The organism is Leucobacter sp. G161, from assembly GCF_001482305.1.
Lineage (GTDB): Bacteria > Actinomycetota > Actinomycetes > Actinomycetales > Microbacteriaceae > Leucobacter.
Map to the genome: position 1 here is coordinate 14,694 of NZ_LOHP01000065.1, position 20,808 is coordinate 35,501.

A 20,808-nucleotide genomic window follows, 5' to 3' on the forward strand; every position below is an offset into this window, starting at 1 on the left:
ATCACTGCTCCTTCCCCAGCCAGCCGCCGCACGGGCGCGAACACCAGCGCAGCACAAGCATCACTAGTCGTTCACAGAGGACGCTCAACACCATGACAACCACCGTCCACGCAAACAGGGTCGGCGTATCGAGAAACGTCTTCGCGGTAAACAGCTCCTTGCCGATAGACCCTGTGGTCGTCGCAAACAGCTCTGCCATGATCCCCGCCCGCCAGCTCATCCCCACGCCCACTTTGCATGCGTTGGTGAGGAACGGCATGAATGCAGGCCGTGACAGATACCAGAAGCGCTTCCACTTGGAGAGACGAAAGACCCGAGCCCGCTCAAGATCCAGCACGCTCACCGCCCCCAGCCCAGTCAGCATGCTCGTGTACACGAGCGGCAACACGATAAGAAACGCGAGCCATGAGGTGAGCGCCTGGCCACCGAGCCAGATGAGCAGCATGATGATGAAGGACACCACCGGAACTGTCTTGATCACGGACATGAACGGCGCGAGGAGTTCACGGAACCACTGCAGGCGGTGGCCAACGACAGCAAGAAGAATCCCTGCGGCAAGCGCGGCGCAGAAGCCGAGCACGATACGCCCGAGCGACGACCCGGCGATACCCCAGAATGCCGGTTCGGCGGCCGCGGCGATGAGTGCTTCCAACGTGCGGATTGGGCCCGCCAGCAGGAGCCGGTTGTCGACGATTTGGTCCGTGAGCTCCCACAGACCCAACCAAAACAGCACAATCGCAGTCTTGCGGAGATACCAGGATCGGCCGCGTGACACCGGCGTCCGGCCGCGGGTGCGCTCGACGTTGTTCGCGCTGGCGAGGGGCGAGAGTCCTTGCGCCGAAGCGGCGTCTGCGGCTGCCCTGGCCTGGTCAGTTCCTTCGGTCGTGCTGCCTGTGTGGTGAACCACCGTTCCCGCTGACTGCATCGCTGCGACGAGGTCGCGCGGATCGGTACCATTCGCGACGAGTTCGCGGAGCACGGGAAGCATCGCAGAGGGGTCAATACCCGCCGGCGCGTGTGCGCGCATGAGCGCGAAGAGTTCTCCGTCACTCCACTGCGCGTTCCGCGCTCCCGCTGCACCGCTGGTGGCTGTCTCGGGTGTGTCTCTCACGAGGCGTCCGCCGACACCCGGTCGCTCTCGGTGAGCGTCGGTAGGTCCAGTTCGAGTGCACCGATTGGGGGCATGTAGTAGAACCCGTTGTCGGGGAGCGAACCGCCTACCGCTGCCGGGTTTTGCGAGTAGATCGCCGACAGAAATCCCGCGAGCGAATCGTGCATCACTTCACCTGTGAGACTCACGAGGCTGCAGAAGGGCATTGCGGCCGCGGCCACCTCATTGTTCAGGAACGTTCCGAGTTCCTCCTGCACCGCAGCCGCGGCCTCAATGTTGTCGAGAGTAAAATCGACTGAGGATCCCGCTTGCTGCAGGTATTCGATGACTGCGGATTCGTGTTGTTCCAGGAACGCACGGTTCACGATGGTGTGGGTCGTCACGGCCTGCGATCGATTCGTGTTCGACGGCATCTCGTCCCACGCGGCCGTGAGGTCGACCGGCGTAAACAGTTCGTCGACCATGGTGCGGGCGAGTTCGACAAAGGGCTGCGGCAATACGGCTACGCAGTTCTCCTCGCTCTGGAGCAGGTTGAGGACTTCGAACGGGGTCGCCCGATACGACATGTCGACGTCGTTGCCGAGACCATATCCGTCGAGCACTGTCGCAATCGTAAATTCTGGCGTGCCGTGTTGCCCGATCGAGTAGACAGTTCTGCCTCGCAGATCATTCATGCTGGTGATGGTCGGGTCGGTGGTTGCGACGTAGAGCACCCCGAGGTTGCCGACGTTAATCACCCGCACTTCGGTATTGATGTCGTCGTTGTTGTAGAGCACGGCGCCGATGTTCGAGGGGAGCGTGACAATGTCAAATTCACCCCGGTTGAAGCGAGCTGCCAGCGTTGCGAAGTCGATCCCAGTCACCTCGAATTCAAATGAGTGGTAGGTGTTCCCCGCCTGTGCCGCGAGAAGAAACTGGCTCAGCCCCATCGACGGCGGCCCGAGGATGAGTCCGACCCGCACGTCGACCGGGTCGAGACTTCCCATGAGTGGCCGGTTTTCGATGCGGGGCGGTCCTCCTGTCACCGGTGCTGGGTCTCGGGGCGTCCTTGCTGCGCATGCGGTCAGCATGTTGAGCGAAGTGAGCGCCCCGAGCGCCCCCAGGAATCTCCTGCGGGTGACCGTCTGCGAAGACCGCCGCTCGGCGTCGGGGAGGTTACTCGGCAGCATGGGTCGATGAGCCGGGCTTGACCGCCACGATCCCCACAGCGATAAGTGCGTCTCGGTGACGCGTGAATGTGCGCCGCATCGCGAGCACGCGCTTGCGCTCTGCTGGCATCCTGAGGACGTTGCCCGCGAAGCGTGCCGCACCGCCCAAGCCTTCGTCGGCTATGATTCGGCTGGGCTGGAGAAGCCGCATCGGCGCGAAGTGGGTTGCTTCGTGTACCTCGAAGCCGACGTCTTCGAGCAGCCCCCGCCACTCCATGTTGGTGAGGGGACGAGCGTTCACCTTGATCGACTGCGCGAGAGCTCGCTGAATGTCCTTCTTGGTGTCCTCGGGAAGCCCGTCAGGGGTGAGCCCGAGTTCGTGAATGACGTAGCGGCCACCGGGCCGAAGTACGCGAAGCGCCTCGGCCATCATGTCGCGTTTCGACCGGTCAGCCTGCATGGTGAGCATAGCTTCACCGAACACGACGTCTGCGCTGCCGTCCTCAAGACCCGTGTCGGCCGCGTCAGCTTGCAGGACCGCCCCGTCGAGCCCGAGCTTCCGATTTACCTGAGCGACCGCCGCTGGGTCGCTGTCAACTCCTCGGTATGAGCCGGGTTGCCGCCTCACAATCGCGCTCGCAGTGTGGCCGAGCCCGGGAGCGAGTTCGACGACGTCACTCCCCGCGATCTGCGCCGCATCGAGCATGCGCTCGGTGAGCTCACGGCCGCCGGGGCGGAGCACTCGTTTGCCCAGTTTGGCGAGCAGCCAATGCCCAGCCATGGTAGCGACAGGGCGATCATGTTCCGGAAGGACTGCTGGTGTGCGATTCATGAGAAATTCCTTACTGTGAGAGAAAGTGAAGTGTGGCGCAGGGCTCGTTAGTCTTCGACGAGTGGGCGTCTGATCCGGATCCGATGTCTGGCCAGGAGGGTGGCCCCGCCCGCAAGAGCAATGAGCGCCCCGATGCCGATGGCGGTCGCCACCAGCGACGATGAATCGAGGCCGCCGGTCGAATCAGCGGTCACGGGACTTGAACGCGAGGACGAACCGGTGCCAGCCCCTGCGAGCTTCGATTTTTCGTTTGCCTTGCGTGCCGCTTCGAGCGCATCGAGCGCTTTCGCCGCATCCGCCGAGTCCGCATGCTTGGCGAGCGCAGTCTGGATGGCGCTCGGAATCGCTCCGCCGCCGGAAGTGGGCACGCCAGACAGATTCACTTCGAACGCCGCGGGCCACGTGTGCTCTCGGGTGCCGCCAAAGATTGGACCGCCGATACTGTACGCGAGGTCGCCGATCGTCACCGACGCAGTCATCGCGCGCGCGATCGCTGACGCGGTGGGGTCGATGCGGCCTAGGTCCACGGTGACGCTCGAAACCGTCGAGCCGCCGCCGGTGCTCACAACTCCCCCTCCCGAAATGCTGCGCACGGTAAGAATCCGGTCCTGGATCACTACGGGGACTGTCACCCGAGCTGCCCCATCTTGGGACACGATCAGCGTGGCATTGTCTGCGACAGGGTCTTTCGGAGGGAAGGCACCGCTCGTGATGTGCGGGTCAAGCGGCAGCCCAGTGTCCGCACGGCTAAACCAGATGTTTGCACTCACCGGGTAGCTTCCTGGTGCGAGCTGGGTGTCTGCGACCGCACCACGGTCGATGCTCGCAGGGAGCCTGCTGCCCTGCTTGCCACCGGAGCCACCCTTGCCCCCAGCACCGCTGCCGGTTCCAGGGTTAGGACGCTGCCCTCCACTGCCCGAGCCGGTTTGGCTGCCCCGGGTTCCACCGGGGATCTTCACCTTGGTGTCTGCGGACAGCCATGTGGCGCTGGCGTAGTCGACCGCAAGGTGAATATCCCAGGTTTTGTCGAGCTGCAGTGGTGCCGCATACACCCGGCTCCGGGAAAACACGTAGTCCGATTTCGTGCTGTCCAGGCTGAACACTGCCTGCGTGATGCGCCCGCCAGTGTTGGCCCCGTAGGTTCGGTTATCGCGAGCGACACCGGCCAGCTCCACCCCGGCTGAGGGCGTGCCCAGCTGCATGAGCGTGAAGGCAGGGTTCGGCACGTCGACGATGAGTGAACGTGTGCCGCGCTTGTCCACGATGAGCGAGGCGTTGTCGCGCACTGGCGTGGTCGGGATGCCGTAGTTGGGGTCACGAGGGTCGACAAGTGGATTCTTGGGGTTCGTCATGTACGCGGTGAGCCCGAGAATGTCGTTCTTCGCAGCGGGGACGAACAGGTTCGCGGTGACTCGATATGTCCCGGGTAGCCATTCGTCGGGGAGTGCTTCCTCTCGCACGGACAGCGTTCCGCCCACATAGCTGAAGCGGTAGTTCGTCGCGCTTCCACCAACCGGGGTGAGTTCGTACCGCGCGCCAGCCGTGAGGGCACCCGGCGGTGCGATGACTGGGCTCACAAAGCCCGCCGCGGTCGCCGCAGTCTCATCGTTGACAAAGCCGCGGTAGCTGAGCGCAAGTCTCGGCTGCCCGTTCGCGGCTATGGTCTCGCCCCCGTACGTTGCGGTCAGTGGCGCCTTCGTGATCTCCCAAGCGATATCGACCGGGGCCATGCTCCCGTCGTTCCACACGAACCCGGTAGCAGTGTCGCACGAGCGACGTAGCTCCCCGCGTCAGCCGCTACTGGCCGCACCGACAGCTCGTATCCCTCTCCGTCGAGCACGCCGTGTTGCGGAAGCCCGGTGTAGCGAAGCGCGGTGACAGCCTGCGGTTTAGCGATCGGCTTCGGCTTCTCGCTGGCCACCAGCACGTAGGCGATCTCAGTGCCCGAGGTTTGCGCGGAATCAATGTCACCATCTTTACCTGTCGCCGCATTCCAGAGCGCGACCTGCACCATCGCTGCGGGTGATTCGGCATCAGTGTCGACCCCAACGATGGTGAACGCAGCAGAGCGCGACCCACTTCCGGCTCCCAACGGTTCTACTGACGTCAGCCCTGATCCAACCGTGCCACGGACGAGATACACCCGGTCGGCGTCCCCGCTCACAGGCACCGAGCCACTCAGACTCGTCAGCCCGCCGCCGAGCGGATACTGCCACGAGGAATGTTTCGCGACCGTCGCACCGGGAACGTTTTCGTAGCTCAAATCGAGTCCGAAGGTGAACAGTCGCACATCCGGGTCTTCAAAGGCCTCGTGTAGCAGCGCTGCTGCTTCGCTCGTGCGGGCAGCTGAAGTCTCTTCACCGAGGAACGAGTAGTATGCGCCGAGCGAATCGAGCGATTCGAAGTCCATGCCGGGAAAGTCCCAATCTGCCTCACCCGTGGTCCGATAGGTCATCGTGGTGCCCAAGTCACTCTCGAAGGTTTTCGTGTGTGCCCAGGGAACGGATGCCTCGGCGTCGACAATCGCGAATGTCCCGAGGCCATCAGGCGCAAAGGTGACGCTCGCTTCAGCAATCGCCTCAGTCTCAAGTCTCGTCGCTTTGCCACCTTCGATGGCGAACACGACCGGTGATTCAACGTCAGTGGGCAGCGTGACACGCGTCGCGATGTCGCCGCTGAGATCGATCGATTCCTCCCCGGCGAGGAGGTCAAGCCGCCAGCTCTGCGCGGTTGGTTCGCTCAGAAAGTCACGCGCGAGCGTTCGCGTTATCGCCTCATGATCGGGCGTCGGAGTGGTCGCGCCCAGCTTCGCTTCCGTGAGTCGGGGAATGCGTCCGTCGCCTTCCTCTGCTGACACGGTCACCTCGGCACCCGTTGCCGTGTGCTCATAGGTTTGTGTGAAGTCGCCGCTGAGTTGGCGCACCGCGCCAGCGAAGTCGACACTCAGGTGAATCGCCCAAGTCTTTTCGGTCGCGAGTGGAACGGGATACTGCACCGCGGGCCCAAAGGTGTATTCCCCTCCGGAGTGCGCGAGCTCAGCGGTGACGTTCACGATGCGATCTGGGTAACGCGGGTCAGGCTGAAGGTTCGCCCAGGCAATCGAACCGCCGCGCTCGATGTTGGTAATGCGCAGTTCATCGCTGCTGCTGATCTGTTGCAGCGTGAAGATTTCTTGTGTGAACGGGACGTCCACCTCGGTTGTTCCGTCCGCAGCAACGCGAAGGGTCGCATTGAGCTTCTGCGGATTGACCGGTGGGAACGACGCATCGGCCATGTATACGTTCACACCGATCGGAGCATCAGCTGCTGCAACGAACGGGTTCACCGTGGCAGTGTAAATGCCCGGCGCGAGACGAGCGGCCGATGCCGGTGCTGGCATACCGGCTGCCCCAGCTCCTCGCAGCTCGCCGAACGGCGCTGTCTCCTGTCCGGGACCTGTCGCCGCGTCATCTCCAGGGTCCGGGAAATCCCCAGGGCCAGAGTCATCCCCCGCCGAGCTCGGGGCTGAGTCAGCCGGTCCCCCGTCCTCGGCAGTCACGTCGTCGACAGTGCCGGAGGCTAGGGGCTCCTGCTCGGGAACAGCCTCTGGCAGCCCAACGCTGAGCGTCGCCGCTTCGCTGGTGGCGCTGCCTGCGGCTCCCTCAACTCGGGCGCGGAATTGGATGCCGTCGTCCGACACGGTTGGCGCCGGGACGACCAGCGTCGGGTCATCCGCTGTCTCGTTGTCCGAGGGTTCGATCTGCGTCCATAGCGTCCCCTGGTCAGCGGACGATTCCCACTGCACCGATGTGTCGCCGCTGTCGTCAAACCCTACAGAGAAGCTCGCTGGCATCCCCTCCGTAACACTCACGCTCAGTGGTTGCTGGGTGATCTCGGGAGCCGCACCGTCCGCGGTGACGGCGATCGCTGCATTGGGCGTGCCCACTGCAAGAATCACGGATAGCGCGAGGGCCGATATCGACAGGGATCTACGTGCGCGGGTGTGCATCTGGTCAAACCTTTTCGAAGAAGCTGCTCCGGGGTGCCGGCTCAGGCTGTGTGATGGGGGTGTGAACTTCGACTACTGCCTCAACGGGCTGTCGTCGTGTCCCACACGAGATTGAGATCCCACTGCTTGACACCGCGGTAGAGAAAGAAGTTCGCATACTCTTGGCTCGGGCTGAACGTCGCGACGGCAGCTCCACCCGCGAAGTCAGTCACGTCAAACGTCACTGTACTGATTCGCGTCTTCGGGCCGCCCGATGCGGTTTTCCATGCTGTGGTACCTGTCTCAACAACGCTGACGGCCCCGTCAGCTGAGGCTGCCGGGAAGCTGAGCACACCGAACGTGGTGTTTACGAGGGGGACGGTGAGCAGCTCAGTGCCATCGGGCTGCACCTCGAGAGTCGCGTTCCCAACGACGGGGCTACTCGGGTATCCCAGCGGCGGTGCTGCGGGGTTCGTCACGTAAGCATTCAGCCCGATAGGAGTATCGCTCGCGTGAACGTAGACGTTCGCGGACACAGTGTGGGTTCCCACGTTCAAGCCCGGGGTGGCTTGAGCCGCGCTCCCACCGGAGAGGACAGCTGAGGCGGCGAGTAGCGTCGCGACGGCGATGCTGAACGTGCGGTCGCGGCGCGGTACTGAGGTTCGGGGCATGGGACTTCCTTGCGTTAGCTGGCGTGTAGTCGGCCCGCTTCGAGCGGGTAAATCCACCTTCTCATTCATCAGACGAAGCAGGGGTTGCCGTGGCTACCTTTTCTGAGGTTAGCCTAACCTAACTAAGATCTGATGTTTCATCCCCACAGCTCTCCCCTATCAATCCGGGCGCCACGCACACTGCCAAACGCTCGAGCGGGTGAGCTCGGCACGGAGGTCGGAACGCATCCTCGGAAATCCACGTCACCCCACTGGCCGAAGGTTCGAAACCACCCTCAGCGAGCTACGGGAGCGGACAAGAAACGACGCCACCACACGACAGCGCCGGCTGCCGGGAACGGATTCCCGGCAGCCGGCACACGTGCGGCACTGCTTAGTTATCGAGTATGGCGACGGGTCGCCCGTTCACCTCGCCGCGCTTCAGGCGACCGAGGCCATCGGGGATCTCATCGAAGCTGATGCGCTCAGCTTTCACCGAGTCGTCGCCCGCGGCGACCAACACGCGATCACAGGTTCTCGCTCTGGCCGTATGTCACTGATTGGTCAGCAGAAGCTCGCGCACCTCGCGTCGCAGCACCTTTCCGACCATCGATCGTGGCAACTCAGGGACGAACTCAACCCGCTTGGGGACCTTGTACGCCGTGAGCCTGGTGCGGCAGAACGTACGCACTGACTCCGATTCGAGTTGCGCACCGCTCCGGGTCACAATCGCCGCCGCGACCATCTCGGCCCCATCTCCGCGTGGCAGTGACACGACCGCCGCGTCCGCGATGTCGGGGTGCGACAGCAGCACCTCTTCAACTTCAGAGGGTGACACGTTGAAGCCGCCGGTGATGATCAGCTCCTTCCGTCGGTCAACAACCGTCACAAACCCGTCCGCCGAGACGGTGACGATGTCGCCGGTGCGCAGCCAGCCGTCTTGCAGCAGGGTTTCCGCGGTGTCTTCCGGGCGCTTCCAGTACCCTGCGAACACCTGCGGGCCCCTGAGCAGGAGTTCCCCCGGCTCTCCAACACCCACCTCAACCGCCGGGTTGTCGGGGTCAACCACGCGAATCTCAGTGCTCGGAAACGGGACGCCAACGGACCCGGGCCGACGGGATGGGCCAGCGGGGTTTCCGAGCGCAACCGGCGAGGCCTCAGTCATGCCGTACCCTTCGACGAGCAGGCCCCCAGTGACCTCTTCCCAGCGCTGCACTGTCGAGACCGGCAGCGGCATCGCCCCCGAGATCGCGAATCGCACCGTCGAGAGATCGAGCTCCCCGCGAACTGCCGCGCGCGCCAGCTGGTCGTAGATAGGTGGCACCCCTGGCAGGAACGTCGGAGGCGAGTGCTTCGCAGCCTTCTGCACGAGGCCGACGTCAAACGTCGGGAACAACACCAAACGGGCACCGATACTCATCGCAAAGGTGAGGCACAGGGTCAGCCCGTACGCATGAAACAGCGGCAGAACACCGTAGAACACCTCGTCACCCTCGCGCAGGCCCGGCAGCCATTCCCGGCCTTGCATCGCATTCGCTCGCAGGTTCTCGTGGGTCAGGATCGCACCCTTCGGCCTGCCCGTCGTCCCGCTGGTGTACTGCAGCACAGCAATGTCGTCGAGCTTCGGGCCCGCCACGCGCTTTGGCAGCCGGTTCCCCAGCAGCGACTCCCACGACCGCATCGCCTTCGAGGCAGGTCGCGCCGTGAGCTTCTTTCGCGCGGCACGAGCCGCCGGAACTGGCAGCCGAAGAGCGAGCTGTTGCAGCGTTGGCATTTCTTTAGTCATGTTCACGGTGACGATGTTCTGTGGCCGCACATCCTCCGGCAGGCGATCGATTTTCTCGCTCGCAACGTCCCAGACGATCGCGAGCGTTGCTTCGTGATCCTCAAACTGATGGCGCAGTTCGCGTTCGGTGTACAGGGGATTGTGTTCGACGACGACTGCGCCCAGTCGCAACACCGCATAGAATGCGACAACGTGCTGCGGGCAATTGGGGAGGACAAGCGCGACCCGGTCTCCTGCCTTCACTCCAAGCTTGCGCAGCCCCAGGGCGGCACGTTCAACTTGCTCGTACAGTGCTTTGTACTTCGTGGTGCGCCCGAAGAACTCGAGCGCGACATGGTTCGGAAACCGCTGAGCGCTGGCCTGCAACGCTTCGGGGAGAGTCTGGCTCACCGGATCAATTTCGGGGCGCACGCCTTCGGCATAGGAAGTCAGCCATGGGCGCGACTCATTTGCCTGGGCCCCGTCAAAAACTGTAGTCATGGTGTTGGCCGTCCTATCGTCGGTGTACCCCCAGCCTAGGCAGTGCCCTATCCGCCAGAACGCATCCATTGCCTCGCACCACCCCACGGCAGGTGCGTAACCCCACCGGGCGCTCTGGTCGACGGCATCACCGCGATCACAGGCAGCGGCTCTCCAACTGCATCGTGAGCGTGCCGTCGATGGTGAAACGGTCGTCGACTGAAATCGCATACATGGCGCTCGCCCCCGTCTTCGTCGCAACAGACTTATCACGTTGTCCGTCTTCCAGTGCTTCGAGGTAGCCTGCTTGCGCCCAAGCTGCCAGGACTCGCTGCTTCGCTCGTCCCTCATCGTCGCTGGGCAGCGTAAACGCGAGCGTGAGCTGCTCCCCCAGCCCTTCCGGCTGCGCGGGCGCACAGCTGTGCGTCTTGATTGGTGGGTGCATCGCGTCGAATTCAACGGGCTTCTCGCCGGTGACCTCGACCGTCGCCGCTAGCCCACCGAAGTCGGCCATTGCCGCTTCGACGAGCACCCGCATCTCCCGATCAGCGTCCTCGCTGGAGAACGCTTCGAGGGCGGGGTCTTTGGCCCCGTTCGTCAAGGCCTCCAGCCCGGCACCACCAGTGTCTGGGACAAGACGCACCGGCCCGATCCGCTCGTGAGTCACTCTCACGATTGTGGACAGTGAGCTGCCCGACGCAAAGCCCATTGCCAGTACCGTCCCGAGGAGCATTGCGCCGCTGACGATCCCGAATCTCAACCAGATCTTGCTGCGGCGCAGGGCTGCAACGACCGCTACCACCGCAAGCGCGGCCATGACGACCACCGCTACAAGCGCGAGGCGCACGATCGATTGGGCTGCGTCGGCGAGCGCTGAGGTCCAGCGCTCGAGCATTCCGGCATCGTTCGGATCCCACAGCACCGAGGCACCCGCAAAGGCGCCCGAGAAAAACAGCACCCCGCAGTACACCGCGACCATGGCACCGAGCGCCACCGCGCACACAAGTTGAACCGCGCTCCCACGGGGACGCCGAGCTGGCGGCGATTCAGGACCCGGATCAGTCATAACGACACCATCGCCTACCGTGTCGCCGAAATCAAGTCGCCAGAAGAGTTGCCCGCCCATGGCCCGCGCCGAGAGCAGGCCTGAGCACACGAGCCGCGTGTCAAGAAACGCGAAAAGCCCCGGAAACCGGGGCTTTTCTGTGGCTGGGATACCAGGACTCGAACCTAGAATGACGGTACCAGAAACCGTAGTGTTGCCAATTACACCATATCCCAAAGTGGAAATCCGCTACCTTTTCGGGCTGCGGCACCGAGAGATAACTCTACCCGGTAACCGCACGGATTTCAAAACGGGGCGCGCGCAGCGTGTAAGCCGCGCGCGCCGCGCCCTATCCCGTGATGTGGTCGCGCACGAGCGGCCCGCGAGCGTAAGCTCCGGGTGCCGCCGCAGCGTCGATGTCCCACGCGCCCTCGAGCGCCTCGAGCGCGCGCGGGAAACGCCCCGCGTCCTCTGCGGACAGCGTGAAGAGGGGCTGCCCAGCGGTCACGCTGTCGCCCGGCTTCGCGTGCAGGTCGATGCCGGCGGAGTGGATTACGGGATCCTCAGCGCGCGCCCGGCCCGCTCCCAGTCGCCACGCTGCGATGCCGAACGGCAACCCTTCGAGCTTCGACATCACTCCTGAGGTGGGCGCGGTAACAACGTGCGTCTCGGGGGCGACGGGGAGCGGCGCGTCGGGGTCGCCACCCTGGGCGGCGATCATCTTGCGCCACACGTCCATCGCGCGCCCGTCGTCGAGGGCCGCTTCGACGTCCGCGTCAGGCTGGCCAACGAGGGCGAGCATCTCGCGGGCGAGCGCGACGGTGAGTTCGCGCACGTCGGCTGGGCCGCCGCCCGCGAGAACCTCGACGGACTCGCGCACCTCGTTCGCGTTGCCGATCGTGAGGCCGAGCGGCACGTTCATATCGGTGAGCAACGCAGAGGTGCGCACGCCTGAGTCGGTGCCGAGGGCGACCATCGTTTCGGCGAGCTCGCGGGCCATCGCGTAGTCCTGCATGAAGGCGCCCGAACCGAACTTCACGTCGAGCACGAGCGCGCCCGTGCCCTCCGCGATCTTCTTCGACATAATGCTCGAGGCGATGAGTGGGATCGAGTCCACCGTGCCGGTGACGTCCCGCAGCGCGTAGAGCTTCTTGTCGGCGGGCGCGAGGCCCGATCCCGCAGCGCAGATCACCGCGCCCACGTCACCGTCGAGCTGCGCGAACAGCGCGTCGTTCGTGAGCGCCGCCTGCCAGCCGGGGATCGCTTCGAGCTTGTCGAGGGTGCCGCCCGTGTGGCCGAGGCCGCGGCCTGACAGCTGCGGCACGGCGACCCCGAAGGCTGCGACGAGCGGCGCGAGCGGCAGCGTGATCTTGTCGCCGACGCCGCCGGTCGAGTGCTTGTCGACGGTCGGCTTCGAGAGCCCGGCAAAACTCATGCGCTCACCCGAGTTGATCATCGCGTCGGTCAGGACGCGGATCTCGTCGCGCACCATGCCTCGCTGGTAGATCGCCATCGCGAACGATGCCATCTGCGCTTCGGACACATACCCGCGCGTGAAGGCATCAATCATCCACCGGAGTGCCGGTTCTGGGACCTCTCCCCCGTCGCGCTTGGCGCGAATCACGTCAACGGCGTCAAACGGCTCGACACTCATGTTCAGGTCCTTTCGTGGAGACGAACCGGCGCCTGCGCGCCGGCAGATACAACTATTCGGCGACCCGCTCGAGGTCACGCGGCCCGAAGGCGTCAGGGAGTACCTCGTCGATGGTGCGGATGCCTGACACGGTCTCGAGGAGCATGCCCTCAGCCGAGTGTTCGTAGAGCAGCTGCCGGCAGCGCCCGCACGGCATGATCGTCTCTTCCTTGCCGTTCACGCAGACGAACGCGACGAGTTTGCCACCGCCGCCCATGTGCAGGTCGCCGACAAGGGCACACTCGGCACAGAGCGTGAGCCCGTACGAGGCGTTCTCGACGTTGCAGCCGGAGACAATGCGGCCGCTGTCGGTGAGGGCCGCGGCCCCCACTGGATACCTCGAGTACGGCACGTAGGCGTGCGGGAGCGCGGCGATAGCGGCCTCGCGCAGCGCTGCCCAGTCGATGTCAGACACGACTATCCCTTCACGTACGCCTTGCCGCTTGCCGCTGGAGAGCGGGAGCGACCGGCGAACCCTACGACAGCGAGGATCGTCACGACGTACGGCAGCATTGACATAAATTCGGACGGGATCGGCGAGCCGAGGTTGTTCAGCAGCGTCTCAAGGTTCTTCGTGAAGCCGAAGAGCAGCGCAGCGAGCGTCGCACGCAACGGGTCCCAGCCGCCGAAGATGACCGCGGCGAGGGCGATGAAGCCGAGCCCACCGGTCATTTCCTTATCGAACGCGCCAACCGAGCCGAGCGTGAAGTAGGCGCCGCCGATGCCGGCGATGCCGCCCGCGAGCAGCAGGTTCCAGAACCGAGTCGGGTTCACCTTGATGCCGACGGTGTCTGCGGCCTGCGGGTGCTCGCCGACCGCTCGAAGGCGGAGGCCCCAACGGGTGCGGTATAGGGCCCAGGCGACCAGCGGCACGATGATGTATGCAAGGTACACGATGAGCGTCTGGTTGAAAAAGACGGGCCCGACAATGGGGATCTCGCTCAGGCCCGGGATCGCCCACCGCGGGAATCGCGGCGGCGTGTTCAGCGTCTCAGCGTTGGGCTGCATGATCGCACCGTGCAGGAAGCTGGTCAGTCCGGTGATGAGCACGTTGAGCACGACACCGACGATCACCTGTTCGACGACGTACGTGATCGAGAAGACGGCGAGGATCGCGGCGACAAGTGCACCGGCAACGATCGCGCCGATGAGGCCAGCTACGTACGATCCGGTGATCGACGCGATGAGCGCGCTCGAGAACGCCGCGAACAGGAACTGTGCCTCGATGGCGACGTTCACGACACCGACGCGCTCGCCGATGACGCCACCGAGCGCGCCGAAGATCAGCGGAACCGATAGCGAGAGTGCGCCAAACAACAGACCTGTCACGGGCACGGTGCCACCGGCCGATGACCAGGCAAGGAACAGGAAAACGCCTACGAGCGCGAACACGACCGTGAACCACAGCGGGATGGGGCGGTAGCGGCTGGCGTACCAGAAACTCAGCCCAGCCATCGCTGCCAGCAGCAGCGCGCAGGCGATCACCGTGGGAACGGTCGGCAGCGCGATGTCGGGCAGCGCGAACGACTGGGTGCGGTCGCTCAGTCGGAAGTTACTCAGCCCCTCGCGAGCGCCGGGGAACGCAAGCACGAGGGCGATGATCGCGACCACGGTGAACGCGATCGGAGCCTTCATGCTGCGGGTGCGGACAACGCCTGCGCCGTCGACGACGACGTGGGTGCCGGTGAGTTCGTGAACCGCGCTCATGCCGAGGCTCCCTTCTGCTGGAGGCCGTGGATGCGGTCAAAGCGTTTCATGCCGAACACGGTGCGCACGAGCGGCGGTGCCGCGATGAAGAGCACGATGAGTGCCTGCACGACGAGCACGATGTCTACAGGGATCTGCTGCGTGATCTGCATGGTAAAGCTGCCGGCCTTCAGCGCTCCGAAGAGCAGACCTGCCGCGACGATTCCGCCTGCGCGCGAGCGCCCGAGCAGCGCCACCGTAATGGCATCGAAGCCGATGCCCGCGTCGATGTGACTGCCGAAACCGGTGGTAATGGTGCCCGCGATCTGATTCACACCGGCAAGGCCAGCAAGACCGCCCGCGAAGGCCATGGCATAGAAGATCACACGCTCAACCTTGATGCCGGCTGCGCGTGCGGCGTGTGGGTTCTCCCCCACCGCCCGCATTCGGAAGCCGAGCGCCGAACGCTCCATGAGCCACCACACGAACACGGCTGCGAGCAGCACCACGATGAAGCCCCAGTTCGTGGTGAGCGGTGCACCAAAGAGGAGGGGGAACTTTGCGCTCTCCGGGGTGACCGGTGAGATCGGCTGGTTGCCGCCCGGGCGCATGAGCAGACCGGGCGTCGAGAGCAGCCAGGCGATGAAGTAGAACGCGATGAAGTTCGTCATGATCGTGAGAATCACTTCGTGGGCACCGGTGCGCGCCTTCAAGAAGCCGACCAGGCCGCCCCAGAGCACGCCACCCGCGATACCTGCGATGATCACGAGCGGGAGGTGGATGATGAACGGCAGTTTGACGCCGAACATCACGAAGCCAGCGGCTGCGGCGCCCATGAGCATCTGGCCGCGGCCACCAATATTGAACAGGCCAACGCGGAACGCGAGGCCCACGCCGAGGCCCGCCGCGATGAGCGGGGTGGCGAAGTTCAAGGTGTCTGACAGGGGCTTGATTGCGCGCAGGAACGTGGGCGCTTCATAGTTGAAGATCGAGCCACGGAACAGTGCGGCGTAGCCGCCTGCGATCGCGTCCCAGAGCGCGACCAGGGTGTCGCCTGGGCGGCTGAAGAAATAGCCTGCCGACTTCTGCACGTCAGGGTCAGTGAAGCCTATGAGCAGACCCCCGATGACCATCGAGAGCACAATCGCCAGCACTGTCGTGGTGACCGAGCTCGACAGCAGCTCGGTGATGAGCTTGTTCTGCCTGGGAGCCTCGAGGGTTTTCACTGGCTCAGGGCTGGGGGCCGCCTGCGTGGCGGACTGCTGGGTGGGGTCGCTCACGCCGCAACTCCTTCGGGGGTTTCGCCGGCCATCATCAGGCCGAGGGTCTCACGCGAGGCGTTACCGGGCACAATGCCGATCACCGCTCCCTTGTACATCACTGCAATGCGGTCCGCGAGCGCAGACACTTCGTCAAGCTCCGTGGAGACGAGCACCACGGGCACTCCAGCATCACGGGTTTCGACGATGCGGGTGTGAATGAACTCGATTGAGCCGACGTCGACGCCGCGGGTCGGTTGCGATGCGACGAGCAGGTTGAGGTCACGGCTGAGTTCGCGCGCAATGACTACCTTCTGCTGGTTGCCACCCGAGAGGCTCCCGGCGGCCGAGTGTGGGCCGCGCGTACGGATGTCGTACTCTTCGATCTTCTGCTCGGCGAACTCGGTGAGCGCGGCGCGCTTCACCGTGCCACCGGAGACAAACGCCGGGTCGGTGGTGCGGTTGAGCATGAGGTTCTCAGCGACGCTGAAGCTGCCCACCAGGCCTTCCTCGATGCGGTCCTCCGGCACGAAAGCGACGCCAGCGTCGATAATCTGCTTCACCGGCTTGCCGAGAATGCTCTCGCCCCCGAGCGTGATCTCTCCCGAGGTGACCTGTTGCAGCCCAACAAGCGCTGAGGCGAGCTCGGTCTGCCCGTTGCCCTGCACCCCCGCGATCGCGAGGATCTCTCCGGGACGCACCTCGAGCGAGACCCGATCCACCACGATGTGGCCGGTGTCGTCGGCGATGGTGAGGTCGCTGATCTTCAGCCCGCCCTCGGAAGTCTTCGGGGCACCCTTCTGCACGGTGAGTTCGACGGCGCGGCCCACCATGAGCGAGGCGAGCTCGTTCGTCGAGTCTTCGGGCGAAGCTTCCGCGACGACCTTGCCGTGGCGGATCACCGTGATTCTGTCTGCAACCTCGCGCACCTCGCGCAGCTTATGCGTGATGAACACGATCGCGGTTCCGTCGTTGCGGAGCTGCCGCATGATCTGCATGAGTTCGTCGGTCTCTTGCGGGGTGAGCACGGCGGTCGGCTCGTCAAACACGAGAATCTTCGCGTCACGCGAAAGCGCCTTGATGATCTCGACACGCTGCTGCACTCCGACGGGGAGATCCTCGACAACGGCGTCGGGATCCACTTCGAAGCCGAACCGGTCGGCGACGGCGCGCACGTGCGCGCGGGCGCTCGCGAGATCGAGGGCTCCGGCAAACTTGGTGGTTTCGTGGCCAAGCATCACGTTCTCGGCGACGGTGAATACCGGCACGAGCATGAAGTGCTGGTGCACCATGCCGATTCCGGCTGCCATCGCGTCGCCCGGGCCACGAAAGTGCTGCGGCACGCCGTCGACGAGGATCTCGCCCTCCTCGGGCTGGTACAGGCCGTAGAGCACGTTCATCAGCGTGGACTTGCCCGCGCCGTTCTCCCCGAGCAGGGCGTGGATTTCTCCGGGTCGCACCTCAAGGTTGATGCGGTCATTTGCGGTGAAAGATCCGAATCGCTTCGTGATTCCGCGCAGTTCGAGCGTCATGCCGTCAATCTATCTAAGTTCAATGGGTGTGGATAGTGGCCGGAGCATAGTCCGCGCACAAAAATAGCACGGGCCGGTGACTCGGAAGTTACCGAGTCACCGGCCCGCCGCTCCAGCCTTACGGTGAGGAAGGCGACTCGACCTTGATCTTGCCGGCAATGATGTCTGCCGAGATCTTGTCGAGACGATCCTGGAGGTCGTCCGAGACCTTGTCCTCGAAGGAGTTGAAGCCCGAGAGGCTGACGCCCTCGTTCTCAAGCACGCCGACGAAGGGGTCGGTGCTGAAGTTGCCCTTAGCAGCTTCCATCGCCGCATCGTAGACGGCGATGTCCATGCTCTTCATGATCGAGGTGAAGAGGATGTCCTGCACCTTCGGGTCGGTGTCAAAGACGTTCGCGTCGACGCCCATGAGGGCCGCGGTGCCACCCGAATCACGGATTGCCTCGGCAGCCGACTGGTAGACCGGACCGCCGACGGGGAGCAGCACGTCTGCGCCCTGGTCGAGGAGACCCTGGGCCATCTGCTTCGCGGTGTCGTTCGCAGCGAACTCGCCGGTGAACTGGCCGTCCTGCTTCTCAACGTCCCAGCCGATGACCTTCACGTCAGCGTCGTTCTGCTCGTTGTAGTACTCAGCGCCGAGCTGGAAGCCGTCCATGAAGATGGTGACGGGCGGGATCTTTGCGCCGCCGAAGGTACCGAGCGTGCCCGACTCCGAAAGGTCAGCAGCAGCGTAGCCACCGAGGAACGCAGCCTGTGCCGTGTCGAACACGAGCGGCTTGATGTTCGGGGCATCGGTGGTGCCGTCGAAGTCGTTGTCTGCCCAGTCGTCGATGATCGCGAACTGCACGTCGGGGTTAGCCTTCGCGGTGTTCACGGTCGGCTCGGAGAGCATGAAGCCCACCGAAACAATGAAGGTACAGCCCGCATCGACGAGGCCGTCGAGGTTGGCCGCGTAATCACTCGCGCTCTTCGACTCGGTCTCGATGACCTTGACGTCGAGCTCAGCGGCCGCCTTCTGCAGGCCTTCGTAGCCGAGCTGGTTGAACGACTTGTCGTCGAAGCCGCCCTCGTCAGACACCATGCAGGGCTGGAAGCCCTTCACTGCCTCGACATCCGAGCCGCCTTCGGCTTCGGGTGCCTGGCCACAGGCCGAAAGGCCGAGCACAAGACCAGCCGCGGCCGTGAGGCCGATCAGCTTCTGAGTAGTGGAGATGGTCACAGTATGCCCCCCTGGTTATGCGCCCGCGCGAGCCGCGGGCGGTTGTTGACTCACAGTGTATTCCTACAGCAGGATACGCAATGACGCACGCTCTGGGCGGCAATGGTTGCGATTCCGATATGAAAGCCTCAATAGTGGAACGTTTTCCTCAGCGAAGACAGCCCTGCAGAATTGAATCCGCAGCTCACCCTTCGTCGGAAACAGGGTCGGTGCCCCGCCCGTCAAGCGCGTCGATGTAGCGCAGCACGATCCCCTCGCGCAGCGCCCAGGGCGAAATCGTCAGCGTCGACACGTCGAACACCTTCATCGCGGTGCGCAGCACGACCGCGCCCGCCATGATCTGGTAGCCGCGCTCGGGCGTGATGCCCGGCAGATACTCTCGCACCGACCCAGGCATGTCGCGCAGCGTCGGCTCCCACTCCCGGAGGCCGGCGTAGTGCAGTTCGGCGAGATCCCCGGTTGCCGGGTCCGGCGGCCCACCGATGAGCCGCGCAAGCGAGCGAATCGTCTTCGACGTGCCGACCACGCGCTTCGGCTTCGGCCGCCCCTTGAAGAACTCGTTGCGCGCGTTCGTGAACTCCTCGCGCGCGTGGGCACGCAGCCGCGAAATCCCCTCGGCGCTGGGCGGATCTTCGGGGAGGTACATGATCGTTGAGCGACCAGCGCCGAGCGGCAGGGACACCTGCACGTCGGGATACTCGTCCGCTCCCTGCGCGATCTCGAATGATCCGCCGCCGATATCGAACAGCAGAATCTCCCCCGCCGACCAGCCCAGCCAGCGGCGGACCGCGAGCATCGTGATCCGCGCTTCGTCTTCGCCCGAGAGCACGTCGAGCTTCAGCCCGGTTTCGCGCTCGATCCGCGCGAGCACTTCTTCACCGTTCGCAGCCTCGCGGATCGCCGAAGTTGCCGTCGCCAGGAGGTCATCAGCGCCGATCTCTTGCACCGTCTTCACGGCGTCCCCGATCGCACCGATGATGCGGGTCACGCCCTCTTCAGTGATCGCACCGTCGGCATCGAGGTAGCGCATGAGGCGCAGCGTCGAGCGCTGCGAGTGGTACGGATTCGGGCTTGCGCCAGGGTGCGCGTCAACCACGAGGAGATGAACGGTATTCGAACCTACGTCGATGACTCCGAGTCGCATGAGAGTGATTCTATTCGTCCGGTAGTGCACAACCGAACTCAGCGGGCAGTTCCCACAAATGCGGGAAAAGTGGGTGACAGTAGTCGCCCCGCGTTTTACGATGGCACGACGCGGGCTGCGGCGCCGCCAGCTGGCCCCTCACCGGAGAGGAACACCATGAAAGCTGTCGTCTTCACCGACACCGACACACCGATTACGCTCACCGACGTCACCCTTGCCCCGCCGAAGGCGAACGAGGTGCGCGTCAGGGTCGTGGCAGCGGGCGTCTGCCACTCAGATCTGCACGTGCAGCGCGGGGAATGGCAGGTCCCCGCCCCCCCCGTCATGGGCCACGAGGGCGCTGGAGTCGTGACCGAAGTCGGCGAGGGGGTCACCAGCCTCGCCGTCGGCGATCACGTCGTGCTCAGCTGGGTGCCGCCCTGCGGCGAGTGCCGCTACTGCCTGCGGGGTAAGCAATCGAACTGCGAACGCGTCACCACTGTCATCAACGCGCAGGGCACCCTGTTTGACGGCAGCTCGCGATTGAGCACGGCTGGCGCGGACGGGTCGTCAACGACGCTGCATCATTTTCTGGGCGTCTCTGCGTTCGCGGAGGAAGTTGTCGTCCCCGTCTCGGGCGCGATCAAGGTTCGCGAAGACGCTCCCCTCGATGTGATCGCGGTCGTAGGATGCGCGGTCGCGACCGGCATCGGCGCGGTCACGAACACGGCTGAGGTGCGACCCGGTTCGAGCGTGGTCGTGATCGGCTGTGGCGGGGTCGGACTGAACATCGTGCAGGGCGCAAGGCTCGCTGGCGCCGAGCAGATTATTGCGGTCGACGTCGTTGCAGACAAGCTCGACGCCGCGCGGCAGTTCGGCGCGACACACACCGTGAACGCCGCGGGCGGCGACACGCTCGAGCAAGTGTTCGCGCTCGCGGCGACCGGCGTCGACTACGCCTTCGACGCCATCGGGCGGCCCACCACCACTGAACAGGCGGTGACGATGCTCGGCATTGGCGGCACCGCGGTCGTGGTGGGGCTGCCTGCCGACGGCGAGACGGCCTCCTTCCAGCCGCTGGTGCTCGCAATGGGCGGCCAGCGAATCCTCGGCTCCCACTACGGTTCGGTGCGCCCGTCCGTCGACATTCCCGCGCTCGTCGATAAGTACATGTCGGACGAGCTGCTGCTGGACCCACTCATCTCCGGCCGCCGCCCACTAGCCGAGGCAGCTGCGGCGCTCGACGAGCTCGCCGCCGGGGGCGTGCTGCGTACCCTACTGGTCCCCTAGCGGCGGCG

Annotated in this window: 17 protein-coding genes and 1 tRNA gene; 1 reads left to right on the top strand and 17 read right to left on the bottom strand. The window is 64.5% G+C overall.

Annotated features, from left to right (window positions below; genetic code table 11):
* Position 1: 1 nt before the first annotated feature.
* The 17 genes from AUL38_RS10790 to AUL38_RS10865 form a co-directional block, all read right to left on the bottom strand.
* A complete protein-coding gene (locus AUL38_RS10790; RefSeq protein WP_059062045.1) occupies positions 2 to 1,111 on the bottom strand; it encodes an ABC transporter permease in 1,110 nt (369 codons plus the stop codon).
* Positions 1,108 to 2,280 carry a hypothetical protein gene (locus AUL38_RS10795; RefSeq protein WP_059062047.1) on the bottom strand — a complete coding sequence of 391 codons (1,173 nt, stop codon included), beginning with the start codon at positions 2,278 to 2,280 and terminating at the stop codon, positions 1,108 to 1,110. Before AUL38_RS10795 ends, AUL38_RS10790 begins: the two co-directional genes overlap by 4 nt.
* A complete protein-coding gene (locus AUL38_RS10800; RefSeq protein WP_059062050.1) occupies positions 2,267 to 3,091 on the bottom strand; it encodes a class I SAM-dependent methyltransferase in 825 nt (274 codons plus the stop codon). Before AUL38_RS10800 ends, AUL38_RS10795 begins: the two co-directional genes overlap by 14 nt.
* A gap of 47 nt (positions 3,092 to 3,138) precedes the next feature.
* Positions 3,139 to 4,821, bottom strand: coding sequence for an MBG domain-containing protein (locus AUL38_RS10805; RefSeq protein ID WP_059062051.1), 1,683 nt, complete (start codon positions 4,819 to 4,821; stop codon positions 3,139 to 3,141).
* Positions 4,776 to 7,079, bottom strand: coding sequence for a hypothetical protein (locus AUL38_RS10810; protein ID WP_059062053.1), 2,304 nt, complete (start codon positions 7,077 to 7,079; stop codon positions 4,776 to 4,778). The genes AUL38_RS10805 and AUL38_RS10810 overlap by 46 nt, the downstream gene beginning before the upstream one ends.
* An 80-nt stretch (positions 7,080 to 7,159) precedes the next feature.
* The gene (locus AUL38_RS10815) at positions 7,160 to 7,729 is read right to left on the bottom strand and encodes a hypothetical protein (RefSeq protein WP_059062056.1); all 570 of its coding nucleotides are present in this window, start codon (positions 7,727 to 7,729) and stop codon (positions 7,160 to 7,162) included.
* 373 nt (positions 7,730 to 8,102) lie between these two features.
* Positions 8,103 to 8,231: a hypothetical protein gene (locus AUL38_RS17895; protein WP_255355610.1), complete on the bottom strand. Its 129-nt coding sequence runs from the start codon at positions 8,229 to 8,231 to the stop codon at positions 8,103 to 8,105.
* Positions 8,232 to 8,261: 30 nt separating this feature from the next.
* A complete protein-coding gene (locus tag AUL38_RS10820) occupies positions 8,262 to 9,974 on the bottom strand; it encodes a long-chain-fatty-acid--CoA ligase (protein WP_059062058.1) in 1,713 nt (570 codons plus the stop codon).
* 136 nt (positions 9,975 to 10,110) lie between these two features.
* Positions 10,111 to 10,947 (bottom strand): hypothetical protein, encoded by an 837-nt coding sequence (locus tag AUL38_RS10825; protein ID WP_059062060.1) that lies wholly within the window; start codon positions 10,945 to 10,947, stop codon positions 10,111 to 10,113.
* 212 nt (positions 10,948 to 11,159) lie between these two features.
* Positions 11,160 to 11,234 (bottom strand) — tRNA-Gln (locus AUL38_RS10830).
* A 113-nt stretch (positions 11,235 to 11,347) separates the two neighbouring features.
* Positions 11,348 to 12,652: a thymidine phosphorylase gene (locus tag AUL38_RS10835; protein WP_059062062.1), complete on the bottom strand. Its 1,305-nt coding sequence runs from the start codon at positions 12,650 to 12,652 to the stop codon at positions 11,348 to 11,350.
* A gap of 52 nt (positions 12,653 to 12,704) precedes the next feature.
* Positions 12,705 to 13,106 carry a cytidine deaminase gene (locus AUL38_RS10840; RefSeq protein ID WP_059062063.1) on the bottom strand — a complete coding sequence of 134 codons (402 nt, stop codon included), beginning with the start codon at positions 13,104 to 13,106 and terminating at the stop codon, positions 12,705 to 12,707.
* Between the two features lie 2 nt (positions 13,107 to 13,108).
* Entirely contained in the window at positions 13,109 to 14,398 is a 1,290-nt protein-coding gene (locus AUL38_RS10845) for an ABC transporter permease (RefSeq protein WP_059062065.1), read from the bottom strand.
* Positions 14,395 to 15,657, bottom strand: a complete 1,263-nt coding sequence (locus tag AUL38_RS10850) for an ABC transporter permease (RefSeq protein WP_059062067.1) — start codon at positions 15,655 to 15,657, stop codon at positions 14,395 to 14,397. Before AUL38_RS10850 ends, AUL38_RS10845 begins: the two co-directional genes overlap by 4 nt.
* A complete protein-coding gene (locus AUL38_RS10855; protein WP_059062069.1) occupies positions 15,654 to 17,168 on the bottom strand; it encodes an ABC transporter ATP-binding protein in 1,515 nt (504 codons plus the stop codon). The genes AUL38_RS10850 and AUL38_RS10855 overlap by 4 nt, the downstream gene beginning before the upstream one ends.
* Before the next feature lie 118 nt (positions 17,169 to 17,286).
* Positions 17,287 to 18,387 carry a BMP family protein gene (locus AUL38_RS10860; protein WP_059062071.1) on the bottom strand — a complete coding sequence of 367 codons (1,101 nt, stop codon included), beginning with the start codon at positions 18,385 to 18,387 and terminating at the stop codon, positions 17,287 to 17,289.
* A gap of 184 nt (positions 18,388 to 18,571) precedes the next feature.
* Positions 18,572 to 19,531, bottom strand: a complete 960-nt coding sequence (locus tag AUL38_RS10865; RefSeq protein WP_059062073.1) for a Ppx/GppA phosphatase family protein — start codon at positions 19,529 to 19,531, stop codon at positions 18,572 to 18,574.
* A gap of 156 nt (positions 19,532 to 19,687) precedes the next feature.
* On the opposite strand from AUL38_RS10865, the gene AUL38_RS10870 reads away from it, so the two are divergent.
* Complete coding sequence (locus AUL38_RS10870; RefSeq protein WP_059062075.1) at positions 19,688 to 20,800, top strand: zinc-binding dehydrogenase; 1,113 nt, start codon at positions 19,688 to 19,690, stop codon at positions 20,798 to 20,800.
* Positions 20,801 to 20,808: the final 8 nt, after the last annotated feature.